The organism is Pseudomonas fulva NBRC 16637 = DSM 17717, assembly GCF_000730565.1.
GTDB classification, from domain to species: Bacteria; Pseudomonadota; Gammaproteobacteria; order Pseudomonadales; family Pseudomonadaceae; genus Aquipseudomonas; species Aquipseudomonas fulva.
The window spans coordinates 431,196-452,409 of the sequence record NZ_BBIQ01000001.1 but is presented as its reverse complement, the minus strand read 5'-3'; the positions used below and the strand labels follow the sequence as shown (position 1 = coordinate 452,409).

Genomic DNA, 21,214 nt, shown 5'->3' with positions numbered 1-21,214 from the left:
GATAACCTTGTTACAGCTTCGTACATGGCCGCTTGCCAGCTATAGGGACATGATGCAACCTTGCCAGATTCGACGCGGTCCAACGCGCGCGTTCCCTCTTCAAGCGAGTTTTCGATGAAAAGCCAACCCGATGCTGGCAACCGTGTGACGGGCGAGGTCGTCACGCAGTTACCCGTGCCCTCGCGGTTGGGCATGCTGCGCTTCGAAAGGCTCAATGAAGCCAGTTGGTCGTTGCTCTACCTGGACCCGGCCTGCGAGCGCCAGTTCGGCGTTCATGCCAGTGACCTCTGCGCGCTGGTCGATGCCCCTTACGCCAGCCTCATGGAACCTGAGGCCCGCTACCGGCTGCATGACGACATCCAGCTGCAACTGTCGCAACGCGGCTACTACCGCGTGCGCTACACCCTGCACACGCCAGGCGCTTCCGTGCGCATGCTGGAGGTCGGCGAAGCCTTCAAACAGCACGCCCGGCAGTTGCTGTGCGGCTACCTGAGCGTACTGGACGATCACCCGGAAGACACGGGCGAGACCGCCAGCGACCTGGAGTCACGCAACAACCGCCTGCAACTGGCCCTGCAACTGAACCAGCGTGCCCAACGTGAGCAGCTCGAGCACCTGGAGCGCGTACGCAGCCAGCAAGACCTGATCCTGCGCCTGGCCCGTCAACGCTACAGCGCCGAGAACTCGTTGCTCGAAGCCGCCGAACTGATCACCCGTAGCGCCTGTGAGATCTACAAGATCGACTGCGCCGGTATCTGGCACCTGGAAGGCCATCGGCTTGAGCCGATCACCGCCTGGTACAGCGATGTGCAAGCGCACCGGCAACCCCAGGCAATCGACGCCAGCCATTTCCCGGATTACCTCGAGGCCCTGCATGCCAGCCGTGCGATCGATGCGCACAACGCTGGGCACGATCCCCGTACACGTGCGTTGATGCAGAGCCTGGGGCCTGGCAACAAGGCCATGCTCGATGCCAGCATTCGCGTCGATGGCCAGGTGGTGGGCGTGTTGTGCCTGGAACAGGCCGGCCAGCCACGGGCCTGGCAGTCCGATGAGATCGCCTTTGCCGGCGAGCTGGCCGACCAGTTCGCCCAGGTCATTACCAATCACAACCGCCGCGCGGCGGCCAGTGCGCTGCACCTGTTCCAACGCGCCGTGGAGCAGAGCGCCAGCGCCTTCCTGCTGGTGAACCGGGATGGGCAGGTCGAGTATGTGAACCCGAGCTTCACCGCCATCACCCAATACAGCACCGAGGAAGTGCAAGGACGTCACCTGGGTGAACTGCCCGCCCTTGAGAACCTCAACGAGCTGCTGTTCGACTCGCCTTCGAGCCTGGCCATGGGTAATAGCTGGCAGGGTGAATTCAAGAGCCGGCGCAAGAACCTGGAACCCTACTGGGGGCAGCTGTCGATCTCCAAGGTGTATGGTGACAACCGCGAGCTGACCCACTACATCGGCATCTACGAAGACGTCACTCAGAGCAAGCTGGCCCAGCAGCGCATCGAGCGGCTGGCCTACACCGACAACCTGACCAACCTGGGCAACCGTCCGGCGTTCATCCGCAGCCTGGACGAATGCTTCGCCCGGGATGTGCAGAATCCGATGTGCCTGCTGCTGGTGGACATCGACAATTTCAAGCGCATCAACGACAGTCTCGGCCATCACACGGGCGACAAGTTGCTTATCAGCCTGGCCAGGCGCCTGCGCAACAGCCTGCATGCCGGCGGTATCCTGGCCCGTTTTGCCAGCAACGAATTCGCCGTGTTGCTCGACGACATCAGCCTGGAGGCTGGCCAGGGGGTTGCCCAGCAATTGTTGCGCACCCTCGACAAGCCGATGTTCGTCGATAACCAACTGATCAATGTCACGGCATCGGTGGGCCTAGCCAGCGCTCCCCAGCATGGTGCCGACCCCACCAGCCTGATGAAGAATGCCGGGTTGGCGCTGCACAAGGCCAAGGCCAACGGCAAACACCAGGTGCAGGTGTTCACCGAGGTCCTCAACGCCGAGGCCAGCTACAAACTGTTCGTCGAAAACAACCTGCGCCGCGCATTGACCCAGAACGAGCTGGACGTGTTCTACCAGCCCAAGCTGTGCCTGCGCAGCGGCCGGCTGCTGGGCCTGGAGGCACTGTTGCGCTGGAACCATCCCGAGCGGGGCATGATCCGGCCTGACCAGTTCATCAGCGTGGCCGAAGAAACCGGTTTGATCATCCCCATTGGCAAATGGGTTGTGCGCCAATCGTGCCGCATGAGCAACGAACTGCGTGCAGCAGGGCTTGGCAATCTGCACGTCGCGATCAACCTGTCGCCCAAGCAGTTTTCCGACCCTGATCTGGTCGCCTCGATCAGCAGCATCATCAGGGAAGAAGGCTTGCCTGCGCACCAACTGGAGCTGGAGCTGACCGAAGGGTTGCTGCTCGAAGCCAGTGAGGACACCCATCGGCAACTCGACGAGCTCAAAGCCTTGGGCCTGACCCTGGCCATGGATGACTTCGGTACCGGTTATTCCTCGCTCAGCTACCTGAAGAAATTCCCGATCGACATCCTCAAGATCGACCGCAGCTTCATCAAGGACATCCCCGACAACCAGGACGACATGGAAATCACCTCGGCGGTGATCGCCATGGCCCACAACCTCAAGCTGAAGGTGGTAGCCGAAGGCATTGAAACCCCTGCGCAGCTGGGTTTCCTGCGTCGACACCGGTGTGACATCGGGCAGGGCTACCTGTTTGACCGACCTATTCCGGGGCGAGAGCTGGCAGAGCGCCTGCAACGCTATCCGCGAGGTCCAGCCGCCTGACAGCGGCGCAAAGCTCGGGCACACTAGAAACCATTCGGGCTACATCGCGAGCAGGCCCGTCCCCACCTGGATCACGCAGGTCATGTGATCGGGAGCGGACATGTCGGCGATGGCCCTGAAGCTATCCAACTGAATAGACACAGAGGAACGGCCATGGTCCTGCGTTCGGAAATACTGGTGAACAAAAACGTCATGCCCACTGCGGAGCAGGCCCTGCCTGGCCGCGAAACGCCGATGAGCCTGCCCGAGTTCCACTACGTGTTCGAGGAAACTCCGCTGCTCGGGCCATTCTTCGAAGATGTGGATTTCGCCATTTTCGGCCTGGGGTGTTTCTGGGGCGCAGAGCGTCGATTCTGGCAGCGTGAGGGTGTGGTCAGTACCGTCGTGGGTTATGCCGGCGGCTTTACTCCGAACCCTACCTACGAAGAGGTCTGCTCAGGCCTGACCGGGCACACCGAAGTTGTGCTGGTGGTCTTCGACAAGAGCAAAGTGAGATACAGTGAACTGCTGGCCATGTTCTGGGAACTGCACAACCCGACCCAGGGCATGCGCCAGGGCAACGATGTCGGCACGCAGTACCGCTCGGCCATCTACTGCACGAGCCCAGAGCAGCTCGAGCAGGCCCAGTCCAGCCGCGAGGCCTTCCAGGCCGAGCTGGACAAGGCTGGCTTCGGTCAGATCACCACCGAAATCGACAAAGCACCCACTGTGTACTTCGCCGAGGCCTACCACCAGCAATACCTGGCCAAGAACCCGGACGGCTATTGCGGTATCGGCGGGACGGGCGTGTGCATGCCGGCCAGCTTGCAAGGGAATTGAGCATGAGCACTATGACCCTGTTCCACTCGCCCCTGTCGCCATTCGTGCGCAAGGTCATGGTGGTATTGCACGAAACCGGCCAATTGGACCGAGTGGCACTGCAGCCTGTGAACATCAGCCCAGTCAACGGTGACGAGCAGCTCAACGCCGGCAATCCCATCGGCAAGATTCCGGCGCTGCGCCTGGCCGACGGAACCGTGCTGCATGACAGCCGGGTGATCTGCGAGTACCTGGATCAGCAACATGTGGGGTTGCCACTGCTGCCCCGGGAAGGCTCGGCTCGCTGGCGGCGCATGACGCTGGCCTCCCAGGCGGATGCCATTCTGGATGCAGCCGTCTCGAGCCGCTACGAAACGTTCGTGCGACCCGTCGAGAAACGTTGGGATGGGTGGTTGGAGGCGCAGGGGGACAAGATCCGCCGCAGCCTGGCCAACCTCGAACAGGCCCACCTGGCGGAGCTGATGTCGGGATTCGATTTGGCAGCAATCGGCGTGGCTTGCGCATTGGGGTACCTGGACTTGCGTCAGCCAGCGTTTGGCTGGCGTGAGCGCCAGCCTGGGCTGGCGGCCTGGTACGCCGAGGTGAGCACACGGCCGTCAATGGTCGCCACCGCACCCGATGCCTGAACAGAAGGCTATTGCCGTCAAGCCGGCTCGTGTAGAAGCGATCCGGCGCCCCTGCAGGCGTGCGTCAGCGGCGATGCGCCCGTTCATGCAACGATAATCAGCAGTCAGGCTTGCCAGCGGTAAATCGTTTGGCAGGGTTCACCGCGCCTTTGAACTCGCGCAACGCCTTGGCACCCACCAACAGTGGGTAATTGAAGTTGCTGCGATCCACCAGGTTGACCTCCACGGTTCGCTTCACGTCTCCCAGGCACAGTTCCAGGTCCACCACTGGCCGCTTGGCGCTCTCGGGTGCATCGCCCTCATCCTCATCATCGGCACGGCCCTTGATCTTGCTGATGCGCGAGACCTGGTGCTCGTAAACCTTGTCGTCGGCATCCTTGGTTGCCAAACGGAAACGTACCCACTCCTGCCCATCGCGGGTGAACAGCTCGATGTCCTTGGCAGACAGTGACGCCGTATAGGCGCCAGTATCCATCTTGGCCTTGAGCGTCTGGCCAATCTCCGGCAGCGCGATATTCTCGTAACGCCCGTACAGCGTAGGCTCGGCGGCCATCACCGGTAGCGTCAACAGGGTCAGCACGGCAAACAGTGATTTCACAAGCAAGCTTCCTTGATCGATTTACGGGTTAGACCGCACAGGCAGCCCAGGTTCGCGGTCCAAAGCCTAACCAACATAATGTGAAACATTTGTCCGTGCCGCCGGGCATTGGAGGTTTGGCGTAGTTCGCAACCCTGCTTATCATTGCCGATCGTTATGGTTCTGACAGAAAGAGTCTCCTTATGCGTCGCGTGCTGACCGGCATACTTACAGCCACCTTGCTGCTGCTCAATACCTTGGTGTTGATCGGGCCCCTGCTGGTGTTCGCCTTGTTCAAACTGGTGCTACCTGGTCGTGGGCGAGACCATGCATCAGGGGCTGTAATGTGGGTGGCCGAAACCTGGTCGGAAATCGACAAAGCCATCTTTGCCTTGTGCACCCCCACCCAATGGGACATTCGCGGCATCGAAAACCTGCGCCGTGACACCTCGTACCTTGCGATCAGCAATCATCAGAGCTGGGTGGACATTCCCGCCTTGATCGAGAGCCTCAACCGGCGCACACCCTTCTTCAAGTTCTTCCTGAAAAAGGAATTGATCTGGGTGCCGCTGCTGGGCCTGGCATGGTGGGGGCTGGACTATCCCTTCATGAAACGCTACAGCAAAGCCTTTCTGGAGAAGCACCCCGAGCTCAAGGGCAAGGATCTGGAAATCACCAAGGCTGCCTGCGAGCTGTTCAAGCGCCAACCGGTGACCGTGGTCAATTACCTGGAGGGCACCCGCTTCACCGAGGCCAAGCGGCAGGAGCAGCAATCACCCTACCGCCATCTGTTAAAGCCCAAGGCCGGAGGCGTGGCGTTCGTACTCGCAGCGCTGGGTGAGCAGCTCGATGCATTGCTGGACGTCACCATCGTCTACCCCGGCGACAAGGCGCCAGGTTTCTGGGACTTGCTCAATGGCAGTGTCAGCCGGGTAATTATCGACATTCAGGTGCGTGAGCTCGACCCAGCGTTGTGGGCCGGCGACTACGAGAGCGATCCTGTTTTCCGCCAGGCAGTACAGGCGTGGGTAAACCAGCTGTGGCTGGAAAAGGATGAACGGATCGAGCAGTTGCGTTGGGAATGAGGGACGTTGTTGCCTGTAATGGCTATGGCGCCGGCAAGCTGGGTCCTGCGGGGTCATGACGGCGCGCGGGGCATCCAGGCGATAGGCGCATTGGACGCTTGGACACCCTGCCAATGAGAGTCCGGCGTCTATTCGGCCCCTGATACTTCTTGTCACACACCCCTTTTGTGGATAAAGATCGATCACAGCACAACTACAAAAATGTCTGGATCGCCCGATGACCCACCCATCAAGCTCCGCCCCGCCCCAACTGCGTCGTGTTCTGGGCCTCCCTGCCCTGGTGTTCTTTGGCCTGGTGTACATGGTCCCACTGACCATTTTCACTACCTACGGCATCGTCACCGAGCTAACCGGTGGCCGTACGGCAACCGCCTATCTGATCACGCTGATGGCCATGCTGTTCACAGCCGCGTCCTACAGCTTTATGGTCAAACGCTTCCCGGTCGCGGGTTCGGCGTACTCCTACACCCACATGGCTTTTGGCCAGAACGTAGGCTTTCTGGCGGGCTGGTCGCTGCTGCTCGACTATCTGTTTCTGCCGATGATCAACTACCTGCTCATCGGCCTGTTCCTGAATATCGCCTTTCCAGCGGTGCCGGCCTGGGCGTTCGTACTCGCCTGCATCACCTTGGTGACCGTGCTCAACGTGGTTGGTATCAGCTCGGTGGCCAAGACCAGCAATCTGATCGTGGGCGCGCAGATCGTCTTCATTGGTGTGTTCATCGCGCTGTCCTGGCAGACCCTCAGCGACGGCCACCCCATCGACTGGCTGGCGCCGCTGCAAGGTGACGGTAGCGCACCCGGCTTTGGTCCGATGATGGCCGGCGCGGCGGTGCTGTGTCTGTCGTTCTTGGGGTTCGATGCCGTTTCCACCCTGGCCGAGGAAAGCCGCAATGCTCGGCGTGATGTGCCTCGGGCGATCATCCTCACCACGCTGTTCGCCGGCCTGCTGTTCACCGTGCTGGCCTATGTGAGCCAGTTGGTGCTGCCGGGCAGCACCTTCGCCAATGCCGATGCTGCTGCAAACGAGGTCATGCTCAAGGCGGGCGGCCAGTTCCTGGCCAACTTCTTCACGGCCGCTTATGTCGCCGGTAGCCTCGGCTCGGCCTTGGCCTCCCAGGCCGCAGTGTCGCGCATCCTCTACACCATGGGCCGGGACCGGGTGCTGCCCCCGCGCACCTTCGGCCACCTGTCGCCACGCCTCGGCACACCGGTATTCGCCATCGCGGTGGTATCGGCGTTCTCACTGCTGGCGCTGGTGATCGACTTGTCCACCCTCGCCTCGCTGATCAGCTTCGGCGCCTTGGTGGCGTTCTCGGCGGTGAACCTGGCGGTGGTGAAGACCCACCTGATGGACGATGCCAGCCAGCGCAATACCAAGGGGTTGCTGAGCTATGGCGTGGTGCCACTGGTGGGGTTGGGGCTGACGCTGTGGCTGTGGACCAGCCTGTCGGCGCTGACGCTGGTGATCGGGCTGTGCTGGTTCGCGCTGGGCCTTGCCTACCTGGCCGTCCTGACCGCCGGCTTCCGCCGCCCGGTGCGGCTAGTGGATTTCAGCGAAGCGGCCTGATCCAATGATCTGGCGGCCTGCGCTGGCTGTTGTGGAGCGGACGCGTGTCGCGAAAGGGCCGCGCCAGCCTTCACCATCTACCTGGATTGTCCATACCGTGCCCTAGACCGAAGGCTGGTTCAAGGGCGCTGGTGCGGTCCACAAGCTACCCAGGTTCTGCAACAACGACCCTGCAATGCCCTGTTGGCCGAGGTATTGCAGAATCAACGGCGCAAACTGCCCGATCATCCCGGCATCCATCCCCAGCGCCTTGAATGCACTGTACAAGTCGCTGCGGTTTTCCACGTTGTTGCCCAGCGCGTTGCTCAATGCCGACTGGCTTTCGCTGTGCTTGCCCAGCAAATCCCCCAGCCCGCTCAACCCACCCAGCGCATTGGCCCCAGCCAACAGGTCCAGCCCAGGCACCGCTTTGGTCAACTGGCCATATTCCTCAGTGCTGAGGTTGTTACGTGCCATCCCTAGCATCGCCCCCGCCCCGCCCATGGCCTGTTCGGGGGTGATGTTCAATTGGCTGCCCAGGGTATTGAGCAGATTGGCCTGGGCCGCAGGAGCCTGCACCTGGCCTTGTTGCATCTGGTTCTGCATGGCAGAGACGGCGTTGGCCGCATCGCTGAGGTTGAAGGCGAACACCGGGCTTGCGGCCAGGGTCATCAGGGTCGCCAGGGTGAATGCTTTCATCGGGAGGGACCTCGTAGGCCGGGATGGCCCGGGAAACGAGGCATTCGACTGGGGTTCGGGGGATTTGTTCCTATCCGACTGTCGACGCAGATGTTCACCCGTACCGTATCCATCACCTGTTACTTCTGCCAGTAGCGGCATACGGAGATCACCGGGATACTCAGAGCAGCCGCTTTAAAAGAGCGAGAGCTATGCGCATTCTGACAGGAGCACACCCGTATGAAAGACGTCGGACCGCACGTTTATTCTGCCTATGGCTTCTGCGCAACACTCCAGCCAGCAAAAATCTTACTTGGATTCAACGGCCAGGCCATAGAGCAGTTCACAAAGTATTATCAGCTGGGCGTCGGTTATCGTAGCTATGCACCGTCACTTCTACGTTTTCTAAGTCCTGACAGTCTGTCCCCCTTTGGCGAAGGCGGGATTAATGCATACAACTACTGCGCTGGTGACCCGGTTAATTTTCAGGATCCTACGGGACATATGCCGAGGCCGATTACTAAAGTCGGTCTACTCCCGAGATACAAGGGACTCGGGCCGACAGCCAAACTGGCGCTCGTCAAAAAATCGCTTAATACTTCTACACCCCGACCGGGTAAACAACCAACAATAAAGCCGGCAGGCACTGCTCCTCAGCCAAAGCACAAACCACCTCGAGCTTCAGAGGTCCCAACCCTGTCTATCAGTACAAATCCTGAGCAGCTCTCGAGCTTACCAGGGGTTAGCAGTTCACATGGTTCTTCCCGAGCGCGTAGCGTCCTTGATGACTACGTAAGTGATATTAACATCAACATCAAAAAAATTAAGGATGGTGCAGCGAAAGCGGGAAGAGCACTAACGCGCGACGAGCAAAATTCAATTGATCACTTCAGACGTGAAATTGAGTCCACGCGTCCAGCCTGGAGCTCTTCGAATGCCGACAGCGGTAGTCACCCACCAGAAGCGAACGCAAAGATCCGTGAAGACAGATTGTTATATTAGGTAATGCCCAACCGGACCAGCGGATCAGCGCGCCTAACGCCGCCAGTTTTCCGATTTTTCCGCTTACTTGTAGGACGTTTCAGAAATATGCTTCCAAGCCGTTTAAGCCGTTGCGGTGATCCGGGATGGGCTCTAGTCTCGGCCGGTCGTTGCAAAATCAGCGACCGGCTTTGACAGGCCGCCTTCGTCAAACACATGGCTTAACCTCTATGGCAGCTGTGCATGGGACACTTCACGTGCGCCGGGTTTTGTTTGACCTACCGGTCTGTCAACCCATGTACAGCTGCCGCCTTCTTGTTTGACAGCAGGCTGGTTGTGGCCCCACTACAGGTCATTCCTCACGCTTAAAATCGTATATGCACGGGATTTGACCATTGACGGCCTGATGGACAACAAGCCGCAGTTGCTTTGGGCTTCGCATTATCTAAGCGCGCTGGCCAAGGCGCTGTTGGACGATGCGGAGTTGGGGATGATGCGCTGAGTGATGGCTAGGGCGGGCTGGCCTCTTCGCGGGCGGGCCCGCTCCTACAGGTTCCGTGTGAGCTTCCAAAACTGTCATTTCTGCCAGTACCTAAATCCCTGTGGCTGTTCAGAATGGGCTTAGAGCAACCTCCATTCACCCCGCACGGCAGGGAGTTGAACCATGAGCAAAGCACCGAACAGTTCGCTTTTATTCTACCAAGGCAACAAGCTGAGTACCGTCCGGGAGGACGCCGTCACTCGTACGATCCTGCGCGGCGCTGAAGCGCCTTTGGCAGAACAACTCACGGGGGCCACAACAACCGCCGGGCTGCTGACAACCGACGACAAGGGTTCTGTGCTCTCTGTGCTGAGCGACGATGAGGAGCCTCCCCACAGCTATTCAGCTTACGGACATGATCCCACCTTGCCTTCAACGCGAGTGGCGACAGGCTTTAATGGTGAGGCGTTGGAACCAACTGCCAGATGCTATCTACTGGGGCAAGGATACCGCGCTTACTCTCCTAGCCTTGGCAGATTTATCGCAGCAGACAGTCTCAGCCCCTTTGGCGAAGGCGGCCTGAATAGCTACGCCTACTGTACGAACGACCCGGTGAACGCGGTCGATCCCTCAGGCCATGCCACGCTCGTTATTGAAATTTTCAAACAAATCAAGCGACAGCCCACAACGACTGTAACCAGGTTTACAGCGGGTAGCAAAGTGCCGCCCTCGACGAAGATCGTGAAACAAGGGAACAGCAAGTATTACTCAAAAACCTGGCAGCCGGATACCCTCTATCGATATGAAACTCGAACGCTTAACAGCGTACCGGTAAACCAGGATCTGGGCGGTGGAAAAGGGGCCATATTGAAGGAAAATTTGGCCCGATATAAAGCCAATGAAAAAGATCTACGGACGTTGCAAACGTTACAAGATCTACTTCCGACGGAAGCGGGTGGACTGCACCTCAACACACTGGTGGAACGACAGCGCGGTATGTTGAACGAGGGTGGAAGACTGCTGAAGAGCGCATTGGATCCTCAGGACCTTACCACTCATATCCGTGGTAACCCCAGAACGACTCAGGGCGAATGATCCAGCCAAACGCAAAACGCCACGCACTCCCATGCGTGGCGCTTTCTTATACCGTTGCGAAGCCCGTCACGCCGCGCCCCACATCTTGTGCGGGTCGATCACGAATTTCTTCGGCACACCTGCATCGAACTCGCCATACCCTTCCGGCGCCTGATCCAGGTTGATCACCTGCACACCCACCACTTCGGCAATGTTGATGCGGTCCCACATGATCGCCTGCATCAGCTGGCGGTTGTACTTCATGGTCGGGGTCTGGCCGGTGTGGAAGCTGTGCGACTTGGCCCAGCCAAGGCCGAAGCGGATGCTCAGCGCGCCGATTTTGGCAGCAGCATCCACTGCACCCGGGTCTTCGGTCACGTACAGACCGGGAATACCGATCTGCCCGGCCACACGGGTCACCTGCATCAGCGAGTTCAACACGGTGGCAGGTGCCTCGTGCTTGGCGCCTTCATGGCCATGGCCGCGCGCTTCGAAGCCGACGGCATCGACGGCGCAATCCACTTCCGGCTCGCCAAGAATGTCCACGATCTGTTCGTGCAGCGGGGTGTCTTTGGACAGGTCGACCACTTCGAAGCCCTGGGACTTGGCGTGAGCCAGGCGAGCAGGGTTCAGGTCGCCCACGATCACACAGGCAGCGCCCAGCAGGCGAGCCGAAGCAGCGGCAGCCAGGCCCACAGGGCCGGCACCTGCAACATAGACGGTGCTGCCTGGGCCTACGCCTGCAGTCACGGCACCGTGGTAACCGGTTGGCAGAATGTCGGACAGGCAAGTCAGGTCACGGATCTTTTCCATGGCCTTGTCGCGCTCAGGGAGCTTCAGGAGGTTGAAGTCGGCGTATGGCACCAGTACATATTCGGCCTGACCACCGGTCCAGTCGCCCATGTCCACATAACCGTAGGCACCACCGGCGCGGGCCGGGTTTACGGTGAGGCAGACACCGGTGTGCATTTCCTTGCAGGAACGGCAACGGCCGCAGGCGACGTTGAATGGCACCGAGACCAGATCGCCGATCTGCATGCGCTCGACGTCACTGCCCTTCTCGACGATTTCACCAGTAATTTCGTGGCCCAGAACCAGGCCGACCTGGGCAGTGGTGCGGCCGCGGACCATGTGCTGGTCAGAGCCGCAGATGTTGGTGGAGACCACCTTCAGGATCACGCCGTGCTCGATCTTCTTGCCGCGCGGGTCCTGCATTTTCGGGTAGTCGATCTTCTGCACCTCGACCTTGCCGGCGCCGAGATATACCACTCCACGATTGCCAGACATGCTCTTACCTCGCTTGATTTGTATTTATGCAGCGGTGGTTGAACGCGCCGCCATCCATGGGCGGCATGTGTTTCTGGAATGGGGGAATTGTGGGCCGGATGGGGCCCGATGCACTGACTGGGAGCGACAGGGAGATGCCTTTTAGCGGCAGGTTTGTCGCGGGAAGATAAGGCGCGCACACAGGGAGAGGCAGAGGCGAGCCTCGCCGCGACCCAAGCGGCGAGGAGGCCAGCAAAAACGCTAAAGAACGACCGTGCGGTTGGCGTTGAGAAACACCCGCTTCTCGATGTGGTATCCCACCGCCCGTGCCAGGGTCAGGCACTCGATGTCTCGCCCCTTGGCGATCAGGTCTTCGGGGTAATAGGTATGGTCCACCACTTCGACACCTTGGGCGATGATCGGCCCTTCGTCCAAGTCATTGTTGATGTAGTGTGCCGTGGCCCCGACCATCTTCACACCCTTGTTGTACGCCTGGTGGTAAGGCTTGGCACCCTTGAACCCCGGTAGCAACGAGTGGTGGATGTTGATCGCGCGGCCATCGAGCTGGCGGCACAGCTCGGGCGAGAGCACCTGCATGTAGCGCGCGAGGATAACCAGCTCTGCGCCCGTCTGTTCGATCACCTGCAACACCTTGCGCTCTTGTGCAGGCTTGTCCTTCGGGTCGAGCGCGAAATGGTAGTAGGGAATCTTGTGCCAGTGTGCCAACGGCTCGAGGTCGGGGTGGTTGGAGACCACCGCCACCACGTCCATGCCCAGTTGACCGATACGCTGGCGATACAGCAGGTCGTTCAGACAATGGTCGGCCTTGGACACCATGATCACCACCTTGGGGCGATGGTTGGGAGCCGTCAGCTCGAACGCCATGCCAAACGCCTCGCTGCGCTCGGCAAGGCCTGCACGCAACCCGTCTTCGTCGAAGCCGTCAGGCACGCGAAACTCCACGCGAATGAAGAAGCGCCCGGACAGCCGATCATCGAAGGAATGGTGCTCCGTCACGTAGCAGCGTTGCTCGAAGAGGTAACGCGTCACCACGTCGACGGTACCGAGCATGCTCGGGCAGTCGGCGGTGAGAATCCAGGTATCCGGTGCCCGACTCATGGCAGTTCTCCTTAAGCTTCGATGGCCAGCCCGTACTCGGCCGATGCGTCCTGCAGCCACATCCACCAGTAATCGGAGAAGCTGCGGCGGATGACCAGCTCCCAGGTGTCTTCGGCAGTACGCCGAATCACCAGCTGCGACTTGGCGAACACCGTGCCGACAGCCTTGCCGACCGGGAAGTTGTTCGGATGCACGTCGTAGCTGGTGGACTTCATCAGCACGTCGCGCACGTTCGGGCCGCGCAGCTCCAGCAGGCTCTGCCCACCGCTGACATTGACCACCTGGATGTGTTGCCCTTCAAGGGCAGCACGCAGCTTTTGTTCAATCGCCACTTCCTGCCCACCCGGGACGATCAGCAGCCACTCATCAGGACCGACCCATTGCAGCGACAGATCGCCGTTGGCCACGACGGTCAATGCCACCGGCAACTCCAGGCCCAGGGCCTTGTGTACGCCACCGGCAAAGGCGGGATCATGACCGTTGCCACGCAGGGTCAGGTGGCCGAGGAACTTGCGCTCGCGCAGGGTCACGCCGGCGTTGTTGCGGCCCTTGCCCACCAGGCTTGCCAGGTCGGCGTGGTGCAATGGCGACTCGGCCTTGGCCGAGGCGCCGGGATTTTGCTCGAAGACGTTGATAGCGCTCATTTCATACCTGCCTTGAATTCTTGTTCGTCGATGGGATGCAGACACCCGGTCCAGCAAGCTCTGCCAGCCTCATCGCCGGCGAGCCGGCGCTTACTGAGCGTGCATGAACCTCGGTGTCTGCACCGCGCCTGTAGGAGCCGGCCGGCCTGCGACCCGGCCTGGCCTGCTCCCCAGGGGCCCGGAGTCAAACGTTCTGCCGCTCACCCTTCGGATCGAAGAACACCGAAGACACGATTTCCGCCTCGATCACGCTGCCATCGGCCTGAGGCGAGTAGACACGCTCGCCCATGCGCTTGAGGCCGCCCTTGACCACACCCATGGCGAACGAATAGCCCAGGGAGTTGGCGGCGTAGCTGGAGGTGACGTGGCCAACCATGTCCATCGGGATGGGCTGCTTCGGATCGAACACCAGCTGAGCGCCTTCGGGCAGCCACTGGTTCGGGTCGATCGGTTTCAGGCCAACCAGCTGCTTGCGGTTTTCACGCACGCAGTCCTCACGGTTCATGCCGCGCAGGCCAATCCACGAATACGGCTTGTTGCGCCCCACGCACCAGCTCATGTTCAGGTCGTCCGGCGTCATCGAGCCGTCCGTGTCCTGGCCGACGATGATGAAGCCCTTCTCGGCACGCAGCACGTGCATGGTCTCGGTGCCGTACGGGGTCAGGTTGTACTTCTTGCCTGCCTCGACGATCTGCTCCAGCACGCCCATGGCGTAGTTGGCTTGCACGTTGATTTCATACGACAGCTCACCGGTGAACGAGATACGGAACACACGGGCTGGCACACCACCGACGTTGCCTTCCTTCCAGGTCATGAACGGGAAGGCTTCCTTGTCCATGTCGATGTCGGTCAGCTCGCTGAGCAGCTTGCGGCTGTTCGGCCCGGACAAGGTCATGGTCGCCCAGTGGTCGGTCACCGAGGTGAAATACACCTTCAGGTCTGGCCACTCGGTCTGGTGGTACAGCTCCAGCCATTGCAACACGCGCGCCGCGCCGCCAGTGGTGGTGGTCATAATGAAGTGGTTGTCGCCGACGCAGGCGGTTACGCCGTCGTCGAACACCATGCCGTCTTCCTTGCACATCAGACCATAGCGCGCCTTGCCCACATCGAGCTTGGTCCAGGCGTTGGTGTACACGCGGTTGAGGAACTCACGCGAATCCGGGCCCTGGATATCGATCTTGCCCAGGGTGGAGGCGTCCAGGAAGCCGACGCTGTCACGCACCGCCTTGCATTCGCGGGCAACGGCGGCGTGGATGTCTTCACCGGCTTTGGGGAAGTACCACGGGCGCTTCCACTGACCAACGTCTTCGAACTCGGCGCCATTCTTCACGTGCCAGGCATGCAGGGCCGTGAAGCGCACGGGCTCGAACAGGTGCCCACAGTGACGACCCGCCACCGCGCCGAATGTCACCGGCGTGTAGTTGGGGCGGAACATGGTGGTGCCCATTTCCGGAATGGTGATGCCCATCGAACGCGCCGCAATGGCCAGGCCGTTGATGTTGCCCAGTTTGCCCTGGTCGGTACCGAAGCCCAATGCGGTGTAGCGTTTGACGTGCTCGACCGACTCGAAGCCTTCACGGGTAGCCAGCTCGATGGCAGCGGCCGTCACGTCGTTCTGCTGATCGACGAACTGTTTAGGCGCACGTGCGGTGCCCTTGTCGTGTGGCACCTGGAACAGCGCCAGGGTGGCGTCTTCCTTGCGCGAGACGGTTTTCGGCAAGGTGCCTACGGTCGCCTTGAAGCCTGCTTCGGTGGCTGCACGCACGCCGCCTTCGAAGCCGTCGGCAATGGCATCGCCCAACGGATAGACACCGTTGATGCCGCCAACGCACTCACGCTTTTGCGGGGCATTGCCCGGCACGAAGCCCAGAATGTCTTCACGCCATACCGGACGGCCGCCCAGGTGCGAAGCCAGGTGAACCACAGGGCTATAGCCCCCGGAGGTGGCGATCAGGTCGCACTCGAGGGTTTCGCCAGGGCTGGTGACCTTGTGGGCCTGCACATCGATGGCGGCCACCCGAGCACCCGTGACGTGCTTGCTGCCCTTGGCTTCGATGACAGCACTGGAGGTGAGGATACGAATACCCTTGGCACGCGCTTCTTCGACCAGCGAGCCCCGTGGGTTGTGGCGGGCATCGGCGATGGCCACCACCTGCAAACCTGCATCGTGCCAATCCAGCGCGGTACGGTAGGCATGGTCGTTGTTGGTCGACAGCACCAGCTTGCGGCCAGGCGCTACGCCGTAGCGGCGAACATAGGTCGAAACGGCGCCGGCCAGCATGTTGCCTGGCACGTCGTTGTTGCCGTACACCAGCGGGCGCTCGTGGGCGCCGGTGGCCAGCACCACACGCTTGGCCCGTACACGGTGCACGCGGTGGCGAACCTGGCCGAGCGGAGCACGGTCGCCCAGGTGGTCGGTGAGGCGCTCATGGATGGTCAGGAAGTTATGGTCGTGGTAGCCGTTGACCGTGGCGCGTGGCAGCAAGGTCACTTCCGGCAGGCCTTCGAGCTCCTTGATGACGCCACTGACCCATTCAGCGGCCGGCTTGCCGTCGAGGGTTTCACGGGTGTCCAGCAGGCTGCCACCGAATTCTTCCTGCTCGTCGGCCAGGATCACGCGAGCACCGCTGCGCGCAGCCGCGAGGGCCGCCGCCAGGCCAGCAGGCCCTGCACCGACGATCAGCACGTCGCAGTGCTGGTTCATGTAGTCGTAGCTGTCCGGATCATTTTGCAGCGGCGCGCGGCCAAGGCCGGCTGCCTTGCGGATGTACTTCTCGTACGTCATCCAGAACGACTTGGGGTACATGAAGGTTTTGTAGTAGAAGCCCGGCGGCATCATGCTGCCGCCTACCTTGCCCAGGATACCCATGACGTCATTGTTGACGTTCGGCCAGCCATTGGTGCTGGTGGCGACCAGGCCCGAATACAGGGCTTGCTGGGTAGCGCGCACGTTGGGGATCTGGGTGGCTTCGCTGGAGCCGATCTGCAAGATGGCGTTCGGCTCCTCGGTGCCTGCGGCGATGATGCCGCGCGGACGCGAGTACTTGAAGCTGCGGCCAACGATGTCGACGCCGTTGGCCAGCAAAGCCGCCGCCAGGCTGTCGCCGGCATAGCCCTGGTAAGTCTTGCCGTTGAAGGTGAAGTTCAACACCTTGCTGCGGTCGATACGGCCGCCGCTGGCGAGGCGATAGGTCTGGCTCATACGTTGACTCCCCGTTCGTTTACAGCAGCCGAGCGCGCCGGTGTGTGTTCACGGGCGCTGACTTGCGGCTTCTCGCCAATCTTGTAGGTTTCCAGGATCTCGTAGGTTTCGGTGTTACGGGTGACGTTGAAATACTGACGGCAGCCGGCAACGTGGTCCCACAGTTCGTGGTGAATACCGCGCGGGTTGTCACGGTAGAACATGTACGTGCCCCACTCCTGGTCGGAGCAGGCGTTGGGGTCCAGCGGACGGGCGATGTGCGCCTGGCCAGAGGCGTGGAACTCTTCTTCGGAGCGCAGCTCGCCGCAGTGGGGACAGAAAATATGCAACATGACGGTGTCTCCGGTTAGTGGGCGACGGCGGCAGCGCCGTGTTCGTCGATCAGGGCGCCGTTGTAGAAGCGGTCCATGGAGAACGGCGCGGCCAGGGGGTGCATCTCGCCCTTGGCCAGGCTCGCGGCGAAGACGTTGCCCGAACCTGGGGTCGCCTTGAAGCCGCCAGTACCCCAACCGCAGTTGAAGAACATGTTCTTGACCGGGGTCTTGGTGATGATCGGGCAGGCGTCCGGCGAGGTGTCGACGATGCCGCCCCATTGGCGGTTCATGCGCACACGCGAGAGGTTGGGGAACATCTCGACGATGGCCTGCAAGGTGTGCTCGATCACTGGGTACGAACCACGCTGGCCGTAGCCGATCCAGCTGTCGATACCCGCACCGATCACCAGGTCGCCCTTGTCCGACTGGCTGATGTAGCCGTGCACGGCGTTGGACATGATGACGCTGTCGATGATGGGCTTGATCGGTTCGGAAACCAGTGCCTGCAATGGGTGCGATTCGAGCGGCAGGCGGAAGCCGGCCAGCTTGGCCATATGACCGGAGTTACCTGCCGTGACCACGCCCACGCGCTTGGCGCCGATGAAGCCCTTGTTGGTTTCCACGCCGATGACCGCGCCGTTTTCCTTGCGGAAACCCGTCACTTCGGTCTGCTGGATCAAGTCCACGCCCAGGGCGTCGGCGGCACGGGCGTAGCCCCAGGCCACGGCGTCGTGGCGGGCGACGCCGCCACGGCGCTGCACGGTGGCACCCAGGATCGGGTAACGGGTGTTCTTGGAGCAGTCCAGGTACGGAATCTCGGCCGCGACCTGGGCGGTATTGAGCAGTTCGCCATCGACCCCATTGAGGCGGTTGGCGCTGACCCGGCGTTCGGAGTCACGCATGTCCTGCAGGGTGTGGCACAGGTTGTACACGCCGCGCTGGGAGAACATGACGTTGTAGTTGAGGTCCTGGGACAGGCCCTCCCACAGCTTCATGGCGTGCTCATACAGGTGGGCCGACTCGTCCCACAGGTAGTTGGAGCGCACGATGGTGGTGTTACGGGCGGTGTTGCCGCCGCCCAGGTAACCTTTCTCGATCACCGCGACATTGGTGATGCCGTGTTCCTTGGCCAGGTAGTAGGCCGTGGCCAGGCCGTGGCCACCACCGCCGACGATGACCACGTCGTACACCTTCTTCGGTGTCGGCGTACGCCACATGCGCTGCCAGTTCTCGTGGTGGCTGAGGGAGTGCTTGAGAAGGCCGAAGCCCGAGTAACGTTGCATGGTGTGGGACTCCACTCAGCGGTAAACAGGGAAATCTGCGCACAGCGCCGCGACATTGCTGGCCACATCGGCTTCGACGTCAGCGTCACCGAGGTTGTCGAGCACGTCACAGATCCAGCCGGCCAGGGCCACGCATTGGGCGACCTTGAAGCCGCGGGTGGTCACCGCCGGGGTGCCGATGCGCAGGCCCGAGGTCACGAAGGGCGATTGCGGGTCGTTGGGGACGGCGTTCTTGTTGACGGTGATGTGCGCGCGGCCCAGGGCAGCGTCGGCATCTTTGCCCGTCAGGCCCTGGCGAATCAGGCTGACCAGGAACAAGTGGTTGTCGGTGCCACCGGAGACCACGTCATAACCGCGATCAATGAACACCTGGGCCATGGCCTGGGCGTTTTCGATGACCTGCTTCTGGTAGCTCTTGAACTCAGGCTCAAGCGCTTCCTTGAAGCACACCGCCTTGCCGGCGATCACGTGCATCAGCGGGCCGCCTTGGGCGCCCGGGAAGACGGCAGCGTTGAGTTTCTTCTCGATCTCTTCGTTCGACTTGGCCAGGATCAGGCCGCCACGCGGGCCGCGCAGGGTCTTGTGGGTGGTGGTGGTCACCACATCCGCGAACGGGATCGGATTCGGGTAAAGGCCCGCAGCGACCAAGCCGGCCACGTGGGCCATGTCCACGAACAACAGCGCCCCGACCTTGTCGGCGATGGCGCGGAAACGCGGGAAGTCCAGGGTCTTGGAGTAGGCCGAGAAGCCCGCGACGATCATTCTAGGCTTGTGCTCGACCGCCAGTCGCTCGACTTCGTCGTAATCGATCAGGCCGGTATCGGTGTCGATGCCGTACTGCACGGCGTTGTACAGCTTGCCCGAGGACGACACCTTGGCGCCGTGGGTCAGGTGGCCGCCATGGGCCAGGCTCATGCCCAGGATGGTGTCGCCAGGCTGCAGCAGCGCCAGGTACACCGCGCTGTTGGCCGAGGAGCCGGAGTGCGGCTGAACGTTGGCATAGTCGGCACCGAACAGCTGCTTGGCGCGCTCGATGGCCAGCGCTTCGACCTTGTCGACGTGCTCGCAGCCACCGTAGTAGCGCTTGCCTGGGTAGCCTTCGGCGTATTTGTTGGTCAGGCCGCTGCCTTGGGCCTGCATCACGCGCTTGGACGTATAGTTCTCCGAGGCGATCAGCTCGATGTGGTCTTCCTGACGCTGCTCTTCGGCACTCATCGCCGCCAGCAGTGCATCGTCATAACCCTGGATCTGGTCTTGCTTGCTGAACATCTTGTATCTCCCGGCAGCGATCGTTTTTTGTTCGGAGGGTTCACTCTGACCCTTTGTGGCGATGGTAGGGCTGGCCGGGGTGTGCCAGATGCCTGCGCACGCCTTGCAATGGCGCGTTTACGACATTGGTCAGCGTCCGGATCACACTGGCCACACGTACGGCGCCCGGTGGGAGGCACAGGCCTGAAAACCAGCCGAGCCAAGCCCCCGTCTGCTCAAAGGGCAACGCTCACCCGTGTGGCGCTTCGGCGAGGTTGGCCACATTCGAATGTCGAGGATTCCTTGAACACACGACCTGAAAACGCACGGGTATCCGGGTTGTATAGTCAACCGCTGAATCGATGGTTTAGAGTGCTGTTCTGCGTCGTTCACAGGACAGTGTCATGACAGATAAGAGCCAACAATTCGCCAGCGACAACTATTCCGGCATCTGCCCGGAGGCCTGGTCTGCGATGGAAAAAGCCAACCACGGCCACGACCGCGCCTACGGCGACGATCAATGGACTTCGCGCGCCTCGGAATACTTTCGGGCCTTGTTCGAAACCGACTGCGAAGTGTTCTTCGCCTTTAACGGCACCGCCGCCAACTCCCTGGCCCTGGCCTCGCTGTGCCAGAGTTACCACAGCGTGATCTGCTCCGAGACCGCGCATGTCGAAACCGACGAGTGCGGCGCGCCGGAGTTCTTTTCCAACGGGTCCAAGCTGCTGACGGCACGCAGCGTCGGCGGCAAGCTCACGCCCGACAGCATCCGTGAAGTGGCGCTCAAGCGGCTGGACATCCACTACCCGAAACCGCGGGTGGTCACGCTCACGCAGGCCACTGAAGTCGGCACTGTTTACCGTCCCGACGAACTCAAGGCGATCAGCGAGACCTGCCGGGAGCTGAACCTGCACCTGCACATGGATGGCGCACGCTTTTCCAATGCCTGTGCCTTCCTGGGCTGCTCGCCTGCCGAGCTGACCTGGAAAGCGGGAGTGGATGTGCTGTGTTTTGGCGGCACCAAGAACGGCATGGCCGTGGGCGAGGCGATTCTGTTCTTCAACCGCGAGCTGGCCGAAGACTTCGATTACCGCTGCAAGCAGGCTGGGCAATTGGCTTCGAAGATGCGCTTCCTGTCGGCACCTTGGGTCGGTTTGCTGGAAGACGGCGCGTGGTTGCGGCATGCGCAGCACGCCAACCATTGTGCGCAGCTGCTGGCCTCGCTGGTGCAGGATCTGCCTGGCGTCGAGGCGATGTTCCCAGTAGAGGCCAATGGCGTGTTTCTGCAACTTCCCGAGCCTGCACTGACTGCGTTGCGGGATGAAGGATGGCGCTTCTACACGTTCATCGGCAATGGCGGCGCTCGCTTCATGTGCTCCTGGGATACCGAGGCGGCACGGGTCGAGGCCCTGGCATCGGCCATACGCCGAATCGTGGCAGCCTAAGATCGACTGCGACTAGCAGAT

The 21,214-nt window shown here is 61.2% G+C and carries 17 protein-coding genes and 1 pseudogene; 9 read left to right on the top strand and 9 right to left on the bottom strand.

The window, feature by feature from the left end; translation table 11 throughout:
* The first annotated feature begins 114 nt into the window (after nt 1-114).
* The 3 genes from PFU01S_RS02075 (at nt 115) to PFU01S_RS02065 (ending at nt 4,247) form a co-directional block, all read left to right on the top strand.
* The gene (locus tag PFU01S_RS02075; RefSeq protein WP_028686651.1) at nt 115-2,802 is read left to right on the top strand and encodes a putative bifunctional diguanylate cyclase/phosphodiesterase; all 2,688 of its coding nucleotides are present in this window, start codon (nt 115-117) and stop codon (nt 2,800-2,802) included.
* 153 nt (nt 2,803-2,955) lie between these two features.
* Nucleotides 2,956-3,621: a peptide-methionine (S)-S-oxide reductase MsrA gene (gene msrA / locus PFU01S_RS02070; protein WP_028686652.1), complete on the top strand. Its 666-nt coding sequence runs from the start codon at nt 2,956-2,958 to the stop codon at nt 3,619-3,621.
* 2 nt (nt 3,622-3,623) lie between these two features.
* Nucleotides 3,624-4,247 (top strand): glutathione S-transferase, encoded by a 624-nt coding sequence (locus PFU01S_RS02065; RefSeq protein WP_028686653.1) that lies wholly within the window; start codon nt 3,624-3,626, stop codon nt 4,245-4,247.
* 97 nt (nt 4,248-4,344) lie between these two features.
* Here the strand turns inward: PFU01S_RS02065 and rloA2 are convergent, their stop codons facing one another.
* Complete coding sequence (gene rloA2 / locus PFU01S_RS02060; RefSeq protein WP_028686654.1) at nt 4,345-4,845, bottom strand: retropepsin-like aspartic peptidase RloA2; 501 nt, start codon at nt 4,843-4,845, stop codon at nt 4,345-4,347.
* Nucleotides 4,846-5,027: 182 nt separating this feature from the next.
* Here rloA2 and yihG point away from each other — a divergent pair, with 182 nt between their 5' ends.
* Together yihG and PFU01S_RS02050 are read left to right on the top strand one after the other, a co-directional pair.
* The gene (yihG, locus tag PFU01S_RS02055; protein WP_028686655.1) at nt 5,028-5,909 is read left to right on the top strand and encodes a 1-acylglycerol-3-phosphate O-acyltransferase, YihG family; all 882 of its coding nucleotides are present in this window, start codon (nt 5,028-5,030) and stop codon (nt 5,907-5,909) included.
* Nucleotides 5,910-6,126: 217 nt separating this feature from the next.
* A complete protein-coding gene (locus PFU01S_RS02050) occupies nt 6,127-7,479 on the top strand; it encodes an APC family permease (protein ID WP_027913572.1) in 1,353 nt (450 codons plus the stop codon).
* 102 nt (nt 7,480-7,581) lie between these two features.
* Here PFU01S_RS02050 and PFU01S_RS02045 read toward each other — a convergent pair whose 3' ends face one another.
* The gene (locus tag PFU01S_RS02045) at nt 7,582-8,157 is read right to left on the bottom strand and encodes a DUF2780 domain-containing protein (RefSeq protein ID WP_027913571.1); all 576 of its coding nucleotides are present in this window, start codon (nt 8,155-8,157) and stop codon (nt 7,582-7,584) included.
* Between the two features lie 219 nt (nt 8,158-8,376).
* Between PFU01S_RS02045 and PFU01S_RS22830 the strand changes: the two genes are divergently transcribed.
* From PFU01S_RS22830 to PFU01S_RS21375, 3 genes and pseudogenes are all read left to right on the top strand, one after another.
* Nucleotides 8,377-9,138, top strand: coding sequence for an RHS repeat-associated core domain-containing protein (locus tag PFU01S_RS22830; RefSeq protein ID WP_081783925.1), 762 nt, complete (start codon nt 8,377-8,379; stop codon nt 9,136-9,138).
* A 355-nt stretch (nt 9,139-9,493) separates the two neighbouring features.
* Nucleotides 9,494-9,619: pseudogene (locus PFU01S_RS22040) on the top strand (DUF3077 domain-containing protein); the annotation flags it as partial.
* Nucleotides 9,620-9,781: 162 nt separating this feature from the next.
* Nucleotides 9,782-10,693, top strand: coding sequence for an RHS repeat-associated core domain-containing protein (locus tag PFU01S_RS21375; protein ID WP_049695332.1), 912 nt, complete (start codon nt 9,782-9,784; stop codon nt 10,691-10,693).
* Nucleotides 10,694-10,759: 66 nt separating this feature from the next.
* Here the strand turns inward: PFU01S_RS21375 and fdhA are convergent, their stop codons facing one another.
* From fdhA to PFU01S_RS02005, 7 genes are all read right to left on the bottom strand, one after another.
* Entirely contained in the window at nt 10,760-11,959 is a 1,200-nt protein-coding gene (gene fdhA / locus PFU01S_RS02035; RefSeq protein WP_023532721.1) for a formaldehyde dehydrogenase, glutathione-independent, read from the bottom strand.
* Between the two features lie 240 nt (nt 11,960-12,199).
* On the bottom strand, nt 12,200-13,057 hold the full coding sequence (gene purU / locus PFU01S_RS02030) for a formyltetrahydrofolate deformylase (protein ID WP_028686656.1): 858 nt from the start codon (nt 13,055-13,057) through the stop codon (nt 12,200-12,202).
* A gap of 11 nt (nt 13,058-13,068) precedes the next feature.
* The gene (locus tag PFU01S_RS02025) at nt 13,069-13,701 is read right to left on the bottom strand and encodes a sarcosine oxidase subunit gamma (RefSeq protein ID WP_027913569.1); all 633 of its coding nucleotides are present in this window, start codon (nt 13,699-13,701) and stop codon (nt 13,069-13,071) included.
* A gap of 184 nt (nt 13,702-13,885) precedes the next feature.
* Nucleotides 13,886-16,903 carry a sarcosine oxidase subunit alpha gene (locus PFU01S_RS02020; RefSeq protein ID WP_028686657.1) on the bottom strand — a complete coding sequence of 1,006 codons (3,018 nt, stop codon included), beginning with the start codon at nt 16,901-16,903 and terminating at the stop codon, nt 13,886-13,888.
* Nucleotides 16,900-17,235 (bottom strand): sarcosine oxidase subunit delta, encoded by a 336-nt coding sequence (locus PFU01S_RS02015; RefSeq protein WP_027913567.1) that lies wholly within the window; start codon nt 17,233-17,235, stop codon nt 16,900-16,902. The genes PFU01S_RS02020 and PFU01S_RS02015 overlap by 4 nt, the downstream gene beginning before the upstream one ends.
* A gap of 14 nt (nt 17,236-17,249) precedes the next feature.
* On the bottom strand, nt 17,250-18,500 hold the full coding sequence (locus tag PFU01S_RS02010) for a sarcosine oxidase subunit beta family protein (protein WP_027913566.1): 1,251 nt from the start codon (nt 18,498-18,500) through the stop codon (nt 17,250-17,252).
* 15 nt (nt 18,501-18,515) lie between these two features.
* Nucleotides 18,516-19,769, bottom strand: a complete 1,254-nt coding sequence (locus tag PFU01S_RS02005; RefSeq protein ID WP_023532571.1) for a serine hydroxymethyltransferase — start codon at nt 19,767-19,769, stop codon at nt 18,516-18,518.
* Nucleotides 19,770-20,152: 383 nt separating this feature from the next.
* Here PFU01S_RS02005 and PFU01S_RS02000 point away from each other — a divergent pair, with 383 nt between their 5' ends.
* On the top strand, nt 20,153-21,193 hold the full coding sequence (locus tag PFU01S_RS02000) for a threonine aldolase family protein (RefSeq protein ID WP_028686658.1): 1,041 nt from the start codon (nt 20,153-20,155) through the stop codon (nt 21,191-21,193).
* Nucleotides 21,194-21,214 lie beyond the last annotated feature (21 nt).